Origin of the sequence: Paenibacillus aurantius, assembly GCF_032268605.1 — a bacterium.
Taxonomy (GTDB): domain Bacteria; phylum Bacillota; class Bacilli; order Paenibacillales; family NBRC-103111; genus Paenibacillus_AO; species Paenibacillus_AO aurantius.
This window is the reverse complement of record NZ_CP130318.1, coordinates 130,579-149,340: the sequence shown is the minus strand read 5'-3', so window position 1 is coordinate 149,340 and position 18,762 is coordinate 130,579. Positions and strand designations below refer to the sequence as shown.

Annotated in this window: 14 protein-coding genes; 5 read left to right on the top strand and 9 right to left on the bottom strand. The window is 57.9% G+C overall.

Annotated features, from left to right (window positions below):
- Positions 1-8 precede the first annotated feature (8 nt).
- The gene (locus MJA45_RS00690) at positions 9-842 is read left to right on the top strand and encodes a copper amine oxidase N-terminal domain-containing protein (RefSeq protein ID WP_315605407.1); all 834 of its coding nucleotides are present in this window, start codon (positions 9-11) and stop codon (positions 840-842) included.
- A gap of 148 nt (positions 843-990) precedes the next feature.
- Here the strand turns inward: MJA45_RS00690 and uvrA are convergent, their stop codons facing one another.
- Both uvrA and uvrB read right to left on the bottom strand, forming a co-directional pair.
- Positions 991-3,873: an excinuclease ABC subunit UvrA gene (gene uvrA / locus MJA45_RS00685; protein WP_315605406.1), complete on the bottom strand. Its 2,883-nt coding sequence runs from the start codon at positions 3,871-3,873 to the stop codon at positions 991-993.
- 192 nt (positions 3,874-4,065) lie between these two features.
- The gene (gene uvrB, locus MJA45_RS00680; RefSeq protein WP_315605405.1) at positions 4,066-6,063 is read right to left on the bottom strand and encodes an excinuclease ABC subunit UvrB; all 1,998 of its coding nucleotides are present in this window, start codon (positions 6,061-6,063) and stop codon (positions 4,066-4,068) included.
- A 364-nt stretch (positions 6,064-6,427) separates the two neighbouring features.
- Between uvrB and MJA45_RS00675 the strand changes: the two genes are divergently transcribed.
- Both MJA45_RS00675 and MJA45_RS00670 read left to right on the top strand, forming a co-directional pair.
- On the top strand, positions 6,428-7,228 hold the full coding sequence (locus MJA45_RS00675) for a flagellar motor protein (RefSeq protein ID WP_315605404.1): 801 nt from the start codon (positions 6,428-6,430) through the stop codon (positions 7,226-7,228).
- The gene (locus MJA45_RS00670) at positions 7,212-7,991 is read left to right on the top strand and encodes a flagellar motor protein MotB (RefSeq protein ID WP_315605403.1); all 780 of its coding nucleotides are present in this window, start codon (positions 7,212-7,214) and stop codon (positions 7,989-7,991) included. The genes MJA45_RS00675 and MJA45_RS00670 overlap by 17 nt, the downstream gene beginning before the upstream one ends.
- A 149-nt stretch (positions 7,992-8,140) precedes the next feature.
- Here the strand turns inward: MJA45_RS00670 and MJA45_RS00665 are convergent, their stop codons facing one another.
- The 5 genes from MJA45_RS00665 to ftsE all read right to left on the bottom strand — a co-directional run bounded on the left by MJA45_RS00665 (position 8,141) and on the right by ftsE (position 13,989).
- Entirely contained in the window at positions 8,141-9,436 is a 1,296-nt protein-coding gene (locus MJA45_RS00665) for a PDZ domain-containing protein (protein ID WP_315605402.1), read from the bottom strand.
- A gap of 119 nt (positions 9,437-9,555) precedes the next feature.
- Positions 9,556-11,022, bottom strand: coding sequence for a S41 family peptidase (locus MJA45_RS00660; protein ID WP_315605401.1), 1,467 nt, complete (start codon positions 11,020-11,022; stop codon positions 9,556-9,558).
- Positions 11,023-11,108: 86 nt separating this feature from the next.
- The gene (locus MJA45_RS00655) at positions 11,109-12,395 is read right to left on the bottom strand and encodes a murein hydrolase activator EnvC family protein (RefSeq protein WP_315605400.1); all 1,287 of its coding nucleotides are present in this window, start codon (positions 12,393-12,395) and stop codon (positions 11,109-11,111) included.
- Between the two features lie 12 nt (positions 12,396-12,407).
- Positions 12,408-13,313, bottom strand: a complete 906-nt coding sequence (ftsX, locus tag MJA45_RS00650; RefSeq protein ID WP_315605399.1) for a permease-like cell division protein FtsX — start codon at positions 13,311-13,313, stop codon at positions 12,408-12,410.
- Entirely contained in the window at positions 13,303-13,989 is a 687-nt protein-coding gene (gene ftsE / locus MJA45_RS00645; RefSeq protein ID WP_315605398.1) for a cell division ATP-binding protein FtsE, read from the bottom strand. The genes ftsX and ftsE overlap by 11 nt, the downstream gene beginning before the upstream one ends.
- A gap of 201 nt (positions 13,990-14,190) precedes the next feature.
- On the opposite strand from ftsE, the gene MJA45_RS00640 reads away from it, so the two are divergent.
- Entirely contained in the window at positions 14,191-14,790 is a 600-nt protein-coding gene (locus tag MJA45_RS00640) for a DUF1700 domain-containing protein (RefSeq protein ID WP_315605397.1), read from the top strand.
- Between the two features lie 2 nt (positions 14,791-14,792).
- On the top strand, positions 14,793-15,728 hold the full coding sequence (locus MJA45_RS00635; RefSeq protein WP_315605396.1) for a DUF4097 family beta strand repeat-containing protein: 936 nt from the start codon (positions 14,793-14,795) through the stop codon (positions 15,726-15,728).
- 249 nt (positions 15,729-15,977) lie between these two features.
- On the opposite strand, the gene argH is transcribed toward MJA45_RS00635, so the two are convergent.
- Both argH and MJA45_RS00625 read right to left on the bottom strand, forming a co-directional pair.
- Positions 15,978-17,393, bottom strand: a complete 1,416-nt coding sequence (gene argH, locus MJA45_RS00630; RefSeq protein WP_315605395.1) for an argininosuccinate lyase — start codon at positions 17,391-17,393, stop codon at positions 15,978-15,980.
- A 111-nt stretch (positions 17,394-17,504) separates the two neighbouring features.
- Positions 17,505-18,755, bottom strand: a complete 1,251-nt coding sequence (locus MJA45_RS00625; protein ID WP_315605394.1) for an argininosuccinate synthase — start codon at positions 18,753-18,755, stop codon at positions 17,505-17,507.
- Positions 18,756-18,762: the final 7 nt, after the last annotated feature.

The window sequence follows — 18,762 nt, the reverse complement described above, 5'->3', positions numbered from 1 at the left end:
AGCAACAGATGAAGAAGACATGGGCAGTACTTGGTACGGCGGTTGTATCGATGAGCGTGTTGTCGGCTACGGCTTGGGCCGCACCGAAGGAAGACAAGGGCGGCAAACCGGCCGTAACGGGAGAAGCACGAGGCAACAACGGACAAGGACAAAGCTCCGATATCCGTGTCACGCTGCCGGAAGGACAGGACACGGTGACTTCGGTTACTTACTCTACCTATGGCCACGGCCATAACGGCTACAAAGGCCTGGAGAATGCCTACGAGCATGTGAAGGGAACACCGGCAGAGAAAGTCATCGCTAATCTGCTGAAAACGAAATACGGCATCGACGTTCAGGCTGACGTCGTCTTGAGCGACGCTGCCAGCGAGCTGGATGCTTCGGGGGATACCGAAGCTGCCGTTGATGTTCAGAAAGAGGCGGTAAAAGCGAACCCCCTCAACCTGGACAGCTACAAGCAGCTCGGCAAGCTTCTGAAGAAGCTCGGCGTCGTGGGTGTAAAAGCGTATGTCAATGGCGAAGAGCCGGCGTTTGAAGTACGTCCGTTCATCAAAGAAGGCAATACCCTAGTTCCATTCCGTGCTATCTCCGAATCCCTGAAAGCCGACGTCACGTGGAACAACGAAGAGCGTTCCGTTACGGTTGTTAAAGGAGATATTACGATCAAGCTGTTCATCGGAAGCACGACCGCTTATGTCAACGGCAAAGCCGTGACCCTGGAAGTGGCGGCGGAGATCAAAGACGGCAGCACGATGGTGCCGGTTCGTTTCGTCAGCGAGTCCCTGAAGGCCAAAGTGGACTGGGACCAAGAAACGCTTAGCGCGATCATCAACGGCAACTAATGCTTGAACTGGGCGTGGCTTAAGTCCACTTGCCTGGGAAAGGCCAAGAAGCCCCCGTTCTCCTTAGGTGGAGACGGGGGCTTCTCTATGGGGTATTCTATGGTCTCCCGGAACGTTCCGGCCTTGCTAGAGGAGGGCCTCTTTCCCGTTAGACGGCGGCATCCTCATGCTGCTTCTCGCGGTTCAGAGCTTCTTCCGTCCGCTTGCGGTCGCGTTCCATAATGGGCTTCAGGTACTTGCCCGTGTAGGACTCCTTGACCTTCACGACCTGCTCCGGGGTTCCGCAGGCGACAATCGTTCCGCCCCGGCTTCCTCCCTCCGGCCCCAGGTCGATCAAGTAATCGGCGGTCTTGATGACATCGAGGTTGTGCTCGATAACGAGCACGGTCTCTCCGTTATCCACCAGACGGTGCAGCACCTTGAGGAGGCGGTCGATGTCGTCGATGTGAAGCCCGGTGGTCGGCTCGTCCAGAATGTAGATGGACTTGCCGGTGTTCCGCCGGTAGAGCTCGGCCGCCAGCTTCACCCGCTGGGCTTCTCCCCCCGACAGCGTTGTAGCCGGCTGCCCCAGGTTCATATAGCCCAGGCCGACATCAAGCAGCGTCTGCAGCTTCCGGTGAATGCGCGGGATGTTCTGGAAGAACTCCGTCGCATTCTCGATCGTCATCTCCAATACCTCGGAGATGTTCTTGCCCTTGTATTTGACTTCCAGCGTCTCCCGGTTGTACCGTTTGCCTTTGCATACTTCGCACGGAACGTACACGTCGGGAAGGAAATGCATCTCGATTTTGATGATGCCGTCCCCGCGGCACGCTTCGCAGCGTCCGCCTTTGACGTTGAAGCTGAAGCGGCCTTTCTTGTAGCCGCGGATTTTGGCTTCCGTCGTAGTGGAGAACAGATCCCGGATATCATCGAATACGCCGGTATAGGTGGCCGGGTTCGACCGCGGGGTGCGGCCGATCGGCGATTGGTCGATGTCGATGACCTTCTCCACGTTCTCCAGCCCGAGAATCTCTTTGTGCTCGCCGGGACGCACCTTCGCCCCGTTGAGCTCGCGGGCCAGCGCCTTGTAGAGAATCTCATTAATGAGTGTACTCTTCCCCGAGCCCGATACCCCCGTAACGCAGGTCATGACGCCGAGCGGAACCTTCACGCTGGTGTTGCGGAGGTTGTTCTCCTTCGCTCCCTTGACCTCGAGCCACTTGCCGTTCGTCTTGCGTCTCTGAAGCGGCACAGGAATGATCTTACGCCCGCTCAAGTATTGGCCGGTCAAGGAGTTCGGGTCCTCCATGATCTCCTTCGGCGTTCCTTTGGCGACGACCTGCCCGCCGTGGATGCCGGCACCCGGGCCAATGTCGATGATGTAATCGGCGGCGAGCATCGTATCCTCGTCGTGCTCGACCACAATGAGGGTGTTGCCGAGGTCGCGCATATGCTCCAGCGTCTGAATGAGGCGGTCGTTGTCCCGCTGGTGCAGGCCGATGCTCGGCTCGTCCAGAATGTAGAGCACGCCCATGAGACTCGACCCGATCTGCGTAGCCAGCCGAATGCGCTGGGCCTCCCCTCCGGAAAGCGTTCCGGCCGCCCGGCTCATCGACAGGTAATCCAAGCCGACGTTAACCAGGAAACCGAGACGGGCATTGATCTCCTTCAGAATGAGATGAGCAATGGCCATTTCCTTCTCGTTAAGCTTCAGCCCCTCGAAGAACGTCTGGGCGTCCCCCACAGACAGCTCCGTCGTGTAGGCAATGTTCCGGCCGTTGATCGTGACCGCCAGACTCTCCGGCTTCAGCCGCTGGCCCTTGCACTTGGTGCAAGGCTTTGCGCTCATATAGGTCTCGATATGCTCCCGGATTCCGTCCGACGCCGTTTCGCGGTAGCGGCGTTCGAGGTTTCTCACGATCCCTTCGAACGATACCCAGGCTTCCTTAGACTGGCCGAAATCATTCTGGTACCGGAACCGGATCCTCTCCCCGCCCGTTCCGTACAGAAGAATCTTCATCTGGTCGGCGTTAAGCTCGCTTACCGGAACGTCGGTCGGAATCTTGTAATGGGAGCAGACGGCTGCCAGAAACTGAGGATAATAGTTGGAGGTGCTGCCGGCCCACGCTTCAAAGGCGCCTTTGTCAATCGACTTGCGGGAGTCCGGAACCAGCAGGTCCGGGTCGACGATCATGCGGCTTCCCAGTCCGTCGCACTCCGGGCAGGCCCCGAAGGGGCTGTTGAAGGAGAACATCCGCGGAGACAGCTCCTCGATCGAGAAGCCGCACTCGGGACAAGCCAGGTTCTGGCTGAACAGGAGCTCCTCCTTGTCCATAACGTCAACCAGCACCCGTCCTTCGGCAAGCTTCAGCGCCGTTTCCAGCGAGTCCGCCAGCCGTGTCTGGACATCGTCCTTGACGACGATCCGGTCCACAACGACTTCAATGGAGTGCTTCTTGTTCTTCTCGAGCTCGATCTTCTCGGAGAGGTCCATTACTTCCCCGTTCACCCGAACGCGGACGAAGCCCTGCTTCTGAATATCCGCAAGCAGCTTCGTATGCTCTCCCTTGCGTCCGGATACGAGCGGCGCCATAATTTGCAGCCGGGTCCGCTCGGGGTATTCCATAATCCGGTCCACCATCTGCTCGACGGTCTGCGAAGTAATCTCGATCCCGTGAACCGGGCAATGGGGACGGCCGACCCGGGCGAACAAGAGGCGCAGGTAATCGTAAATCTCCGTTACGGTCCCTACGGTCGACCTTGGGTTGCGGCTGGTGGTCTTCTGGTCAATGGAGATGGCCGGGGACAGCCCGTCGATTGAATCGACGTCCGGCTTCTCCATTTGGCCGAGAAACTGACGCGCATAAGCCGAGAGGGACTCCACGTAGCGGCGCTGGCCCTCGGCGTAGATGGTATCGAACGCGAGCGAGGATTTGCCGGAGCCGCTCAGTCCGGTCAGCACGACGAAACGATCCCGCGGGATCGTAATGTCTATATTCTTCAGATTATGGGCGCGGGCGCCTTTGACCACGATATTCTCATGTGCCATGACAACACTTCCTTTATGGGCTTGAATCTTTCCTGCGGCCATCCAATGCTTCTAAACCTATTAATCTATCGTAAACCGGTCAGGCAATAAATAAACACCCCCGGCCGGTTTTCTCTATAAAATCCCTCTATCCGCCCTCTCCCATGCCTTACCCGGTAAGTAGAACAACCCTTACGGATAAGGAGCAGGGGATCAGTCCATGGCCTTCAATTCCAGAAGAGCGTCACGAAGCTCGGCCGCCCGCTCGAACTGCAGGCTCTTCGCGGCTTCTTTCATCTCGGCCTCGAGACGTTCGATCACGGCCATGCGGTCCTTCTTGGACATCTTGGTTTCCTTCACGCCCGTCAGGTAATCGGCGTTCTCCTCCGCCACCTTTGTAGCTTCGATGACGTCCCTTACTTTTTTGCGGATCGTCTGCGGCGTGATGCCGTGCTTCTCGTTATAAGCGATCTGGATCGTGCGGCGGCGTTCGGTTTCCCGGATCGCCTTCTCCATGGAGTCGGTGATCTTGTCGCCGTACATGATGACCCTGCCCTCCGAGTTCCGGGCAGCCCGTCCGATGGTCTGGATCAGGGAACGCTCCGCCCGCAGGAAGCCCTCTTTGTCGGCATCGAGGATAGCCACCAGAGAAACTTCCGGAAGATCGAGCCCTTCCCGCAACAGGTTGATTCCGACCAGCACGTGAAAGGTGCCGAGCCGGAGATCGCGCAGGATGGCCATCCGCTCCAGCGTCTTGATGTCCGAATGGAGATAGCGTATGCGGATGCCGATTTCCTTCAGATAATCGGTCAGGTCCTCCGCCATCTTCTTCGTCAAGGTCGTCACGAGCACCCGCTCATCCTTGGAGATCCGGTCGTTGATCTCACCGATCAAATCGTCGATCTGCCCTTTCGTCGGACGAACCTCGATCACAGGATCCAAGAGGCCGGTCGGACGGATAATCTGCTGCACCATGGTCGGGCAGTGCTCGATTTCATACGGGCCGGGCGTAGCCGACACGTAAATGGCCTGGCTCAGCTTCTGTTCGAATTCCTCGAACCGGAGCGGCCGGTTGTCCAGGGCCGAAGGAAGACGGAAGCCGTGCTCGACCAGCACTTCCTTCCGGGCGCGGTCGCCGTTGTACATTCCGCGGATCTGCGGCAGGCTCACATGGGACTCGTCGACGACGAACAGCATGTCGTCCGGGAAATAATCGAGCAGGGTGTAAGGGGTCGCCCCTCTCTCCCGGAACGTAAGCGGTCCCGAGTAATTCTCGATCCCCGAACAGAAGCCCATCTCGAGCATCATCTCGATGTCATACCGGGTTCTCTGCTCCAAGCGCTGGGCCTCCAGAAGCTTGTTCTGCTCCCTCAGCTCCGCGAGCCTTTCCTCAAGCTCCCTCTCGATGTTTACGATCGCCCGCTTCATGGTGCTCTCATGCGTAACGAAGTGGGACGCCGGGAAGATCGCGATATGGTCGCGCTCCCCGATGATCTCGCCCGTCAGCACGTCGATCTCGGTAATCCGTTCGATCTCGTCTCCGAACATCTCGATCCGCACCGCATGCTCGCTTCGCGACGCTGGGAAGATCTCCACCACGTCGCCCCGTACCCGGAATGTTCCCCGCACGAAGTTAAGGTCGTTCCGCTGGTACTGGATGTCCACGAGCCGGTGCAGAATGTCGTTGCGCGGCCGCTCCATCCCGACCCGGAGCGACAGGACCAGGTCCCGATACTCCATCGGGGAACCGAGGCCGTATATGCACGAGACGCTCGCGACAATAATGACGTCCCGCCGTTCGAACAGCGCGCTGGTGGCGGAGTGACGGAGCTTATCGATCTCATCGTTCACACTCGAATCCTTCTCGATAAACGTATCGGAGGACGGAATGTAGGCTTCCGGCTGGTAGTAATCGTAATAGCTGACGAAATACTCCACCGCATTATTCGGGAAGAACTCCTTGAACTCGCTGCACAATTGGGCGGCGAGCGTCTTGTTATGCGCGATGACCAGCGTCGGGCGGTTAAGCCGGGCAATGGTATGGGCAATGGTGAAGGTCTTCCCGGTTCCGGTAGCCCCAAGCAGGGTCTGGTGACGCTTGCCCTCCCGGATCCCCTTCTCCAGCTGATCGATAGCCGCCGGCTGATCGCCTTGGGGACTAAAGTCCGACACCAATTCAAATTTCTTCTGGCTTAATACGAGATCGCTCATTCTAACCTCCCAAAAGGGTAAGCCTGCACAACAAAGGCCGCCGGAGTCCGCATTACCTTTCATGCATAACGTCGTCCCGGCAAGCCTTCGATGCCCAAGCTATAATGATGGAATTCATCTAAACATTTATCGTACATCTTCCGATATAATAGTTGAAGTTGTGACACGGCTGCGGAGGAACGGCATTCCGCCTGCAGGGAGAATGCCTTCCGATCCGTCGAAAGAGTGGAACAAAATAAGAATACTTGTTCGTTTATTATACCGCTTTTCCGGCTTTCTTGCAAACCGTGGAAGGATACACCAGCGCGGAATGCGTCCCGCAGGATAAGAGGAACCATAACAGGCATTGGGAGTGGATACTGAAGTGGATATTACTACAATCTTAGGCATTATTCTCGGACTGGCCGCCTTGATCGGCGGATATGTTTGGGACGGAGGGCATGTCAGCGCTCTGTTCGTTCCAAGCGCCCTGCTTATCGTTCTCGGAGGTACCGCAGGTGCGGTCGTGGTCAGCTTCCCGCTGTCCAAGCTGAAGGAACTGCCGGCCGCGCTTACCATGGCTTTCAAGGAGCCGAAGCGGGATCCCCATATCATTATAGAAGAACTCGTGGACATGGCTACGGTTGCCCGGCGGGAGGGGGTTCTTGCTCTGGAGCAGCGTGCGCAGGAGCATGCCAACCCTTTCTTGAAGGAAGGCCTTATGATGGTCGTGGACGGCACCGATCCGGAGCTGACCCGGCAAATTCTTGAGCTGGAGATGGAGGCGCTGGAGCACAACCATGAGGCTCAAGCCAAAATTTTTGAAGCGGCCGGCGGTTATTCTCCTACGATGGGGATTATCGGGACCGTTATGGGCCTGATTCACGTGCTTGGCAACCTGTCGAACCCGGATACGCTCGGTCCTGCCATTGCCGTTGCTTTTACCGCCACCCTGTACGGGGTAGGCTTGGCGAACGTCGTTTTCCTGCCGTTAGGAAACAAGGTGAAGGGTAGGGGCAAGGAGCAAATCTCCGAGATGGAGCTTATGCTTGAAGGCATTCTGGCCCTGCAGGCCGGGGAGAATCCGCAGCTGATCAAGAAGAAGCTGTCCTCCTTCCTGCACCAGAAGCACTCCAACAAGAACAAGACTGAGGAAGCAGGTGCCGCCAATGGCGAGGAGGTCTAGGAAGAAGCACGCCGAGCATGAGAACCATGAGCGCTGGTTGATTACTTATTCCGACCTGATCACCCTTCTTCTTATTTTCTTCATTATCATGTATGCGATGAGCAAAATCGACATGGCCAAATACACGGTGCTCGCCCAGTCCCTTAATTACCAGTTCACCAAAACCGATTCGATCATGCCTCAGGGCGGCGGAAGCGGGCAGATCGGCCAGATCGACCCGAACCGTAACAAAGACAGCGACGACGAAGTGAACAAGGTGAAGGAACAGCAGGAGCAGGACAAGACGGACAAAGAGGAAAAGGATAAGAAGGAAAAAGAGCTGCAGGATCTGCTCAAGCTGGTTAACCAGTACATTGCAGAGAACAACCTGCAGACCAAGGTGTCGGCCGTCGACATTCCCCGCGGAATCGCCGTCACGCTGAACGACCTGCTCCTGTTCGATCTGGGAAAGGCTGATCTGAAGCCCGAGGCCTATCCGGTTCTCGAGAGGATGGCCTCCCTCTTTCCCACGCTGAACACCAAGATCAGCATCGAGGGCCATACGGATAACCTTCCGCTGGCCACCGGCTCCCTCTATAAGGACAACTGGAGGCTGTCCTCCGAACGGTCCTTGTCGGTGCTTCGTTACTTTACGGACACGGCTAAGCTTTCCCCTTCCACCTTCATGTCCGTCGCCTATGCGGATACGAGGCCGGTAGCCGAGAACAACTCCGATGCCAACCGCCAGAAAAACCGCCGGGTAGAGATCGTGGTCCTTCGCTAAGAGGGGCCGGTCACAGTCTGTCGCCTGACCTGGGACGTTCCGGTGATTGACCATCGAATCTTCCTAGCGACTTTTACGTCAAAAAGCCCGCAGCCCCAGGGATCCCATCCTCCCTTGGCTGCGGGCTTATTTCATTGAAATCGTGCCGGTTACGAGAGGCTTTCGAAGTCGCTGCGCGCCTTGTCGTTCCGCCGCATGCCGCTCCACTTCATCCGCAGGTAAGAAGCGAACCCGGGCGGCTTCTCGGACAGGAAGAACGGAGCCCGGTCATCGGGCGAGAGAATCAAGCCCAGCTGGTGATGCGCATCGGCGTACAAGGCACGGCTCACAAATTTGCTGTGGCCCTCATGGTTCAGAACCTCGAGCTTGCAGAAGGCCGGGTTGATCCGGAGCGCATCGTGGAACTCTTCCTTGGAGCGGACCCGGACCCCGTTCACCCGGTGGACGATCTCCCCGGCTTGAAGGCCCGCTTCCTGTGCCGCGCTGTTCGGAAGCACCGCCAGGATGTGCATGCCTCTATCGTCATGCACATAGAGAGGCTGCTTCCGGTCTTCCTCCCGGCTGCCGTAGCGGATCATCGCCTCATGCAGAAGGGCCGCCAGCCCCGCGCCCAGTAGGCCGAGCGGCTCCCACAGGCCGGCCAGCCCGGCCAGGGCCGCCACGGCCAACGCGTAGGCCCACAGCAGGCCCGAGCTTTGGCGCAGCTTGTCCTTCGGCAGGTAGGCGGTGGTCAGCTGGCTGAAGCCGATGATCGCCGGGAAGGCCAGCAGGCTCCAGCCGGCCAGGCCTTGTCCGCCGGAGAAGAGCGGCTCCCAAGGGAGCGTAAGCGGCCCGCTGCCGGTCGGGACCAGCATGACGAGAGGCACGGGCCAGAACCCTTGGAGCTGATAGCCTCCGACAAGCTTGCCCCGCTTGCTCTCGAGGAAGAGCGGCAGAGCGAGCCGGGCCCCCTGGCGGCGGACAAGCAGCCCCTCCATCAGATGCAGCACGGCCGTCAGCACGAGCAGGGAGGGCACGTGTACCGCCAGCAGCGCTTCGCGCAGCCAGCCGCCTTCCCCTGCCTCCGGAGACCAGAAGAGCTTGGCCGCATAGTGGGCGATTCCCAGCACACCGGCCGAATAGGCCAGGCACAGGTACCGGACACGGATCAGCAGCAGCACGAGCGAGACGGCCCAGAGCAGAATCATCGTGCCCGCTTCCAGGCGCACGCCGGTTACCGTGAGCAGGAGTGAGGCGGCCAACCCCGCTGCCGCCCCCCAGGCCACTGTCCGCGCCGTTTCCCCGATCAAAGAATGAAGCCGCACGGCAAAAAGCTTCCGCTCCAGCGCAATCTGCCGCCGGTATTGAAGAACAAGGAACAAGATGCCTATGTAATAAAAAGGATTCAAGAGCAGCCCCGCCGCTGCCCGCAGCAGCTGCTCCCCTACCTGTAGCCCAACGTTCATCGCGGTTTGGCTCCTTGCAAAAGAAATGAGAAGGAGGCCTCCGGCCTGCCTTCTCTAACCCATTTTACGCGAAAGGCGGGCACCCCCGCAAGAGAAGGGGTGTTCCCGCCTTTGTCCGTCTATTTGCGCAAAGCTTCTTCAGTCACCCGGACCGCCTCATGCAGCTGGGTGTCGTTCTTCGGATCCTTGATCACCTTGATCAGCTCCGCTTCGAGCTTGTTCATCGTGGCTGTATCCGCCTCCCCGGTGGCGGGGAGGTTCTGAAGCCGCTGGAAGGCCTTCAGCTCCGACGCTGTTTTGGCGCTGAAGTAGCCGTCCGTCCGGTCCGGCTTCAGGTTAAGCGCGCCCAGCATCAGCTGGAGCGTTTTGACGTCGTCGCTGACCATGTCCGGCTTGAGCGTTTCCTTCTTGGTAAACGGCGCCGCCTTGTAGTAGGCGGGAGGTTCCACCGCCACGTCCGGCTCGATGCCCTTCTGGTGAATCCAGTTGCCGTTTGGCGTGAGCCACTTGAAGACGGTCATCTTGATGTTGCTGCCGTCCCCCATTTCCTTCTCGTACGTAATCTGAACAGTTCCTTTGCCGTAGGATTTCTCCCCGACAAGCGTTCCGCCCGCCGATTCCTTGAAGGCCCCGGCCAAAATTTCCGAAGCGCTTGCGCTGCCGTTGTTGATGAGCACGGTCACCGGGTATTTCTTCACCGGATACTTGCCCTCGGCATTGGTCGCTTCCTTCTTGCCCTGGCGGTCTTCGATCTGGACAATCGGCTTTCCCTTCTCCACAAAGTTCTCCATGATGTCGACCACGCTGTCGAGCAGGCCGCCGGGATCGTTGCGCACATCGATCACCAGCCCCTTCATGCCCTTAGCTTCCAGCGCGTTCAGCTCCTCCCGGAACCGTTTGGCCGTGTTCGTCGAGAACTGGCGGATTTCGATTTTGCCCACCTGATCCGTCAACATCTCCCCGTACACCGTCTCGAGGGAAATGTCGTCCCGGACCACGTTCACTTCAATCGTATCCGTGGTGCCGGACCGGACGATCCCGAGCTTCGCCTGCGTGCCCTTAGGTCCGCGGATCTTCAGGACGGCCTGGTTAAGCGTCAGCCCGTCCAGCTTCTCCCCGTTAACCGTCGCGATCACATCGTTTGCCCGAAGGCCCGCTTTCTCGGCGGGGGACCCTTTTATCGGAGACATGATCGTCACTTTGCCATCCTGCAGGGAGACCTCCGCTCCGATCCCTTGGAAGGAGGAAGAGATGGTTTCGTCGAATTGCTTCGCTTCCTTCGGATCCATGTACGTCGTATAAGGATCGTTCAAAGCTTCCAGCATCCCGTTAATGGCCCCGTTCATGACCTTGTCATGGTCCGTCTGGGTCAAAAACCGGTTCTGGATCAGATCGTACGTTTTGGCCACCTTGTTCAGATCCTGGGTCGTCAATCCGCTTGTGCCCGAAGAAGACGCTCCCGAGGATTGGCCCCCGGCCGGGTTCCGGCCCAGAAAGGACGGATGAGCAACCGTCAGCGTCAGCACCGAGCTCACGAACATGGCCAAAATCACAAACACGATGACCGTACGTCCTTTAAATACCATCGCCTGCCTACACCACCTTTACAGCCTGTCTACCGCCTCTCCAGTATATGACAGGCTCGTGCGGTTTATTAATCAAGTTCCCGGAGTTATCGTCCCACGTAAGGTCTCGGGTTAACGGGATTCTCGTGAATCCGGACTTCAAAATGAAGATGGTTCCCGGTGGAATCGCCGGTGGACCCGACCTCCGCGATCTTCTGGCCGCGTTTCACGGTCTCTCCCTCGGATACCTTCAGACCGCCTTCGCGGATATGGCCGTACCAAGTCCACATGCCGTTTCCGTGGTCGATGACTACTGTGTTCCCATATCCGTTTACCCACGAAGAGATAAGGACAATGCCGTCATCCGCCGCCACAATCGTGGATCCGTTCGGAGCTCCGATGTCCATGCCCTTGTGCAGCTTGTTGACATGCTTGATCGGATCCATCCGGTAGCCGAATTCCGAAGTGATGATGTTGCTGCTCGGGACCGGCCAGCCGAGCTGTCCTCCGCGATTGGCATTAACCGGGGCTACCGGCTGCTGCGTATTTTTGGCTGAAGCCGCTGCTGCTGCAGCGGCCGCAGCCGCCGCTTCGCGCTGACGCTTAAGCTCCGCCTGGCGCTGCTCTTCCTTCAGAATCTCATTCTTCTGCTGATAGAGGGCCGCTTTCTGCTTCGCGAGGGCGATCAGGTTTGCTTCCGCCTCTTCCCCGTGGTCCTCCGCCTCCTGCTCCTGCTGGTTCAGGCTCGCAATCACGACTTCCTTCTGCTTCTCCTGAACCATCAGCTTCTGCTTGACGGCTTCCGCCTGGGCATACAGGGACTGAACCTCTTTCAGCTCCTGCTCCACCTGCTTTTTCTTCTCGGCTACGAGGTTGCGGTCTTTTTTGTTGTCGTCAAGGATCTTCTTGTCCTGGCCGACTATGTCTTTAAGCGAGTTGAACCGGTCGATGAAGTCCGAGAAGCTGTTCGCGCTAAGCAGCACGTCCACGTAAGAGACCGATCCGTTCATGTACATCAGCTTAACCCGGGATTTCAGCATCTTGTCCCTCGAAGCCACCCGGTCCTCCGCGTCCTCAAGCTCCTTACCGGTTTCCTTCACCTTCCCGGTCACCGTCGTAATCTGCCCGTTCAGCTTATTAAGCTTGGCTCCCTGATCGGCGATATCTTTCTTGAGCGCATCCAGTGTGAGTTTTTCTTTATCCTTCTGGGTTCTCAGCTGGCTGGCCAAATTCTCCGAGCTCTGGCGGGTCTGGTTAGCGGCCTGTTCCTGCTGCTGGAGCTGCCGGAGCTGGCGGTCGATGTCCTCCTTGGCACCGGCTTGGATGATTCCAGGTTGGATCGTAATCGAAAGGACGGCAAACGAAGCCAAGAGTGACAGAAGCTGTCTTTTCAAGTTTGTTTCCTCCTAAACCTTCAAAAATTTGCGTACGGACAACGTGCTTCCCCATACTCCAATGACCAATCCGATCCCCATAAGAAGACCGATTACCCAATAAGCGACTTGAGAGAACGGCTTCAGCTGAAGCATAAACATGCTCAAATCCACGCTGCCGGAATGAATGACTTCCCAATAGCCCCACGTCAGCAGGAGGACGGGAATGGCAGCACCGGTAAAGCCGAGCAGCGCTCCTTCTATAAAAAACGGCCAGCGTATAAATCCATTCGTGGCACCGACCAGCTTCATGATCTTGATTTCCCGGTTACGGGCCAAAATCGTCAGCTTGATCGTGTTGGAAATAAGGAACATGGCGGTAAGCGAAAGACAGCCTACCAGAACCAGGCCTATCGTGCGGACAACCGAGGTGAACTTGAAGAGTTTCTCAACGGTATCCCGGCCGTAGTCGACCTTGATGATCGGCTTCGGGTTCTTGCCCTCGTTCAAAGCATTTATTTGGTCCGCCGTACCCGATATGGATTGCGGATCCTTCACTTCCACGGTAAAGGAGTCCATCAGCGGATTGTTTTCTCCGTCAAGACCTTCCAGGCTGTCGCCCAGCTGCTTCTTCAAGGTCTTTAAGCCTTCTTCTTTCGAGATGTACGTCAGCTTGTCCACTTCCGGCATAGCCTGAATGGTGCTTTGCAAAGAGCTTCTCGTTTCCTGGGAAACCGCCGAGTCGAGAAACACCCGGATTTCCACTTTGCTTTCCATTTGCTGCGACAGATAGCTTACATTAATCGACAGGATCATGAACAATCCCAAGATAAAGAGCGATATGGAAATGGAACTGACCGAAGCGAAGGTCATCCAGCCGTTCCGGATTACATTCTTGCCGCCTTCTCGCAAATGGCGGGACAATGTGCTAATCTTCATACCCGTATTCCCCTCTCACCTCATCGCGCGCAATTTCGCCCTTCTCAATGGCAATCACCCGGCGGCGGAGGGTATTCACGATTTCTTTGTTATGAGTCGCCATAATAATGGTCGTTCCCCTGAAATTGATTTCCTCCAGCAGCTTCATGATTCCCCAAGATGTTTCAGGATCAAGATTTCCTGTCGGTTCATCGGCGATAATGACGGAAGGATTGTTGACTATTGCCCGGGCAATAGCCACGCGCTGCTGCTCCCCGCCGGAAAGCTGGGTCGGAAGCGCTACCGCTTTGTCCTGCAGCTTGACGAGCTCCAGTACCTCTTGGGTGCGTTTCTTGATGAGCTTCTTCGGCGCTTCGATCACTTCCATGGCAAAAGCGACATTCTCCGTCACCGTCATTTTGGGAAGGAGCCGGTAATCTTGGAAGATAACCCCGATGTTTCTCCTGACGTAGGGAATTTTGCGGGGCTTGAGCTTGGCCAAGTTGAACCCGTTGACAAAAATCGTTCCCTTCGTCGGCTTCTCTTCCCTGTATATCATTTTCATAAAAGTAGATTTACCGGCGCCGGACGGGCCGACGACATAGACAAACTCGTTAGGGTTAACCCTCAGGCTGATGCCGCGGATGGCTTCGTGCCCGTTAGGATAAGTTTTCCAAACGTCCTGCATTTCTATCATCATATCACATCCTGTTTTAGATAGCCTATTAAACTTCGACAAATCCTTTAAAATTCCTCTCAGGCTCCCGCTAATTTTCGCGCTATTCACACAATGTTTACAAAAGCAACGTTATGACCGTCACATGACTGCGGTGACTATGTGCTTATGACTTTATTGGAGTATCTTTAGGGTAACAGCTGCAAGAAAGAAGGGGATCGAATGACCAAGGCGGAATTTTTCCATAACCTGGAGGAGAAATTGCGGGGGTTGCCCGAATCGGAACGGCGGAACATCATGGCGATATACGAGGACTTGTTCGTGAAAGCGGCGGAGAATGGCAAAAGCGAGCAGGAGATCGCCCGGTCTTTGGGACACGGCCCTCATTATACTACGGAACCCACCCTGCCCGTCCAGACATATCCTTCCACCCGGGGGAAGGAGACTTTTCCCAGCTACCGCCAGCCCTCCTCCGGAGGCGGCGATCCGGCCTGGCAAGCGGGCATTCGGGGAACCGTCGCTCTAATCGCCCTCTCCTTCTTCAATCTGGTGTTCGTGCTGGGCCCGTTTGCTGCGGTCAGCGCCGTCTTGTTCGCCTTCTGCATCGTGTCTCTCGTCCTTGCCACCAGCCCGCTTTGGATCGTGATGGGGTCGGGGATTCCGGACAGTCTGCCTGCGCTTCAGCTGGAGATCTTCGGAAGCCTGATGCTCGGGGGGCTCGGCGTCCTTCTCTGCCTTGCACTGATCCGTGTCGTCCGGGCGTACGTTTGGGCCGTCAAGAAGTACTTCACCCTCAACATCCGGCTCATTAGGGGGAAATGATCATGAAATGGGGAACCAAATTCATCGCAGGGCTTGCCCTTCTCTCCTTCCTGGCGGGGACCGCCGGAGTAGGCTATACGTTAATGAACAGCCGGACCGTCGGGTCCATGGAAGAAGTCAATTGGGAGAAAACGTTCGATTCCGCTGACGTCCAGCGGGTCTCCGTGACGACGGATATTTCCGACATCACCGTTACCCCGTCTCCGGATAACCAGTTCCGCGTCCGCTACTACGGCCGGATCAGCTCCTCCGACAAGAAGGAATTGCAAACGGAAGGCGAGTTGAGCGGTAATGCCTTGTCCGTTTCGGTCCGTACGCAGAAGAAGTTCCAGATCGGCATCGACATTAACCAGCTTCTGACCCTCCTCGCTTCCGGGACAAGGGAAGCCGCCCGTCTGGAGGTCGCGGTGCCCGCCAAGCTGTACGATTCCGTTTCCTTCCGGACCAACACCGGCCGTCTGACGGCCGAAGGCCTTCAGGCCAAAAGCCTCTCCCTGGAGACAGATACGGGAGCCATTGCGCTGAAGAACGCCGATGCCGGCCAGCTGTCGGCGGAGAGCTCAACGGGAAGCCTCACCTTGTCTGACATCCGCGGCGGCGGTGTCACGGCTGCGACCGATACCGGAAGCATCCGCCTTACCCAAATCGAGGGGGCTCTGAAGGTGGAGAGCAGTACCGGAAGCATCGAGGTGACGGTTCCGCAGCTGCTCCAGCCCGTCCAAGCGGAGACGGATACGGGAAGCATCCGGATTCAAGCGGCACAAAGCGGTGACGTCCGCGTCGATTTCCGCACCGATACGGGGCGGGTATCCGCCGACGTGCCAGGTCTGACTTACGCCGTACGGGATAAGCACGAGCTTCGCAGCACAGGTGGAAGCGGCCCGTTGGTAAAGGCTGAAAGCAGCACCGGAAGCATCACGTTGACGACGGGGCGCTAATGGCTTATGCGGTCACTTGTTTGGCGGGAAAGCCTCTGTAGGCGCATGAGAATCGCAAGGAAAGCAGAACTGGATTTGGGAATAAGGTGCTGGAAGCGGCCGGCCGGGCCTGGAGCGGGACTTCGGGCTTGCCTGGTGTCTTGCCGTCGGCGTGGAACAGATCCGTTCAGTCATTTGTTCCACGTGAAAAATGTCTGAAAATAGCAAACCCTTCCCCGCTTGTTGCCTGGGAAGGGTTTTTGTTCGTCCCTACTTGCTCTTCTGTAAATATTCTTCGACCCAAGCGGACGTTTTCTCCAGCTCCCCGTGGGCCCGGTCAATGGCTCCCTGAACTTGGCCGGCATTCGTTCCGCCGTAGACGTTACGGGCGTTCACGACCTGCTCCGGCTGGAGCACGGCATAGATGTCGTCCCCGAACAGTTCGGAGAACTGGCGGAACTCCTCAAGGCTCAGGTCGAGCAGGTACTTGCCGTTCTGGATGCAGTACAGCACCGTTTTGCCGATGACCTCGTGTGCCTGGCGGAACGGCAGTCCCTTGTTCACAAGGTAGTCGGCGATGTCGGTGGCGTTGGAGAAATCCTGGTTCACCGCCTGACGCATCCGCTCCTTGTTCACCTTCATGGTCGCCACCATCGGGGCGAACAGCTGAAGGGCGCCCTGCAGCGTCTTCACGGTGTCGAACATGCCTTCCTTGTCTTCCTGCATGTCCTTGTTGTAGGCCAGCGGAAGCGACTTCAGCACCGTCAGGAGCCCCATCAGGTTGCCGTAGACCCGCCCCGTCTTGCCGCGGACAAGCTCCGCCACATCGGGGTTCTTCTTCTGAGGCATGATGCTGCTTCCCGTGCAGAAGGCGTCGTCGAGCTCGACGAAGGTGAACTCCGTGCTCGACCAGAGCACCAGCTCCTCGCAGAAGCGCGACAGGTGCATCATGATCATCGAGGCGTTCGAGAGGAACTCCAGGATGAAGTCCCGGTCGCTGACCGCGTCAAGGCTGTTCTCGTACGGCCGGTCGAACCCGAGCTGCTCCGCCACAAAATGGCGGTCGATCGGGAAGGTGGTACCGGCCAGCGCTCCGGCGCCGAGCGGCAGCACGTTGATGCGCTTGTAGCTGTCCTGCAGGCGCTCGATGTCGCGCTGGAACATGGAGACGTACGCCATCAGGTGGTGGGCGAACAGAATCGGCTGCGCCCGCTGCAGGTGCGTGTAGCCCGGCACGATCGTGTCGAGGTTGTTCGCCGCCTGCGTCAGCAGCGCTTCCTGAAGCTTCTGCAGGAAGCCGACGAACTCCACGACCCGCTTGCGCAGGTAGAGGTGCATGTCCGTCGCCACCTGGTCGTTGCGGCTGCGTCCCGTATGGAGCTTGCCTCCGACCGGACCGATCTCATCCAGCAGCGCTTTCTCGATATTCATATGAATATCTTCGTTGCTGACGGAGAATTCCATTTCCCCGCGGCGGATGATGCCCTGTACCTTCAAGAGGCCGTCCTTGATCTTCTCGACGTCCTCCGCCGGCAGAATGCCGCATTTGCCGAGCATGGTGACATGAGCCAGGCTTCCTTGGATATCCTCTTCGGCGAGCTCTTTGTCGAACAGGATCGAGGCGGTATACTCCTCCACCAGCTGATCGGTTTGCTTCGTAAAACGTCCACCCCAAAGTTTAGACACTCGATTCTCGCTCCTTCCCTTATTCGCACAAAAACGCCGGAGGGCCTCCCGACTGGTCAGCCGAAAAGCCCGCCCGCGCCTTGCTTCGCTTCCTTGCTTCTATTCGTGCCGTTACGGCATGATCTTCACTTGGGCGTTCTGCTCCACCCCGGACGCCACCTTCAGACGAAGCGCGTTCAGGCGGATAAAGCCTGCGGCGTCGCCCTGGTTGTACGCCTGGGTCGGGTCGGCTTCCATCGTCGCGATGTTCGGGTTGTAGAGCGAGAACGGGCTCTTCACGCCGGCGCCGATGACGTTACCTTTGTACAGCTTCACACGAACCGTTCCGGTGACGTTCTTCTGGCTTTCGGTGACGAGGGCCTGCAGGGCGAGGCGCTCCGGAGCGAACCAGAAGCCATTGTACACCAGGTTGCTGTAGCGCGTGATCAGGGAATCGCGCAGCGTCATGACCTCGCGGTCCATGGTGAGCGACTCCATCTTGCGGTGGGCGGTGAAGAGAATCGTGCCTCCCGGGGTCTCGTACACGCCCCGGCTCTTCATGCCGACGAACCGGTTCTCCACCATGTCCACCCGGCCGATGCCGTGCTTGCCGCCGATCTCGTTCAACGCGTCCATCACCTGCAGCGGTTCCATGCGCTTGCCGTTCAGGCCGACGCAGTTGCCCTGCTCGAAATCGAGCTCGAGGTACTCCGGCTGGTCCGGCGCATCCTCCGGCGCCACGCTCAGTACGTACATGTCCTTGTTCGAGTCCGCACTCGGGTCGAACCAAGGATCCTCGAGCATGCCGCTCTCGAAGGAGATGTGCAGCAGGTTGCGGTCCGTGGAGTACGGCTTCGCCGCGGAGGCCGTGACCGGGATGCCGTGCTTCTCGGCGTAGGCGATCATCTCGGCGCGGCCCGGGAACTCCTCGCGGAACTCCTCAAGACGCCACGGGGCGATCACTTCGAGCTCGGGAGCGAGCGCCGCCGCAGTCAGCTCGAAGCGCACCTGGTCGTTGCCCTTGCCCGTAGCGCCGTGAGCGATGGCGAACGCGCCTTCCGCACGGGCGATCTCGACCATGCGCTTCGCGATCAGCGGACGGGCTATGCTCGTGCCGAGCAGGTACTGGCCCTCGTACAGGGCGCCCGCCTGGAACATCGGGTAGATGAAATCGCGCGCGAACTCCTCTTGAAGATCATCGATGTAAGCCTTGGTCGCGCCGGTTTTCAACGCTTTCTCCTCCAGGCCGTCCAGCTCGTCCTTCTGACCGATATCCGCCGTAAAGGTGATGATATCCGCGTCATACGTTTCCTTCAGCCACGTCAGAATGACGGACGTATCCAAGCCTCCCGAGTAGGCGAGGACGATTTTGTTTCTTGCCATGGGTTCT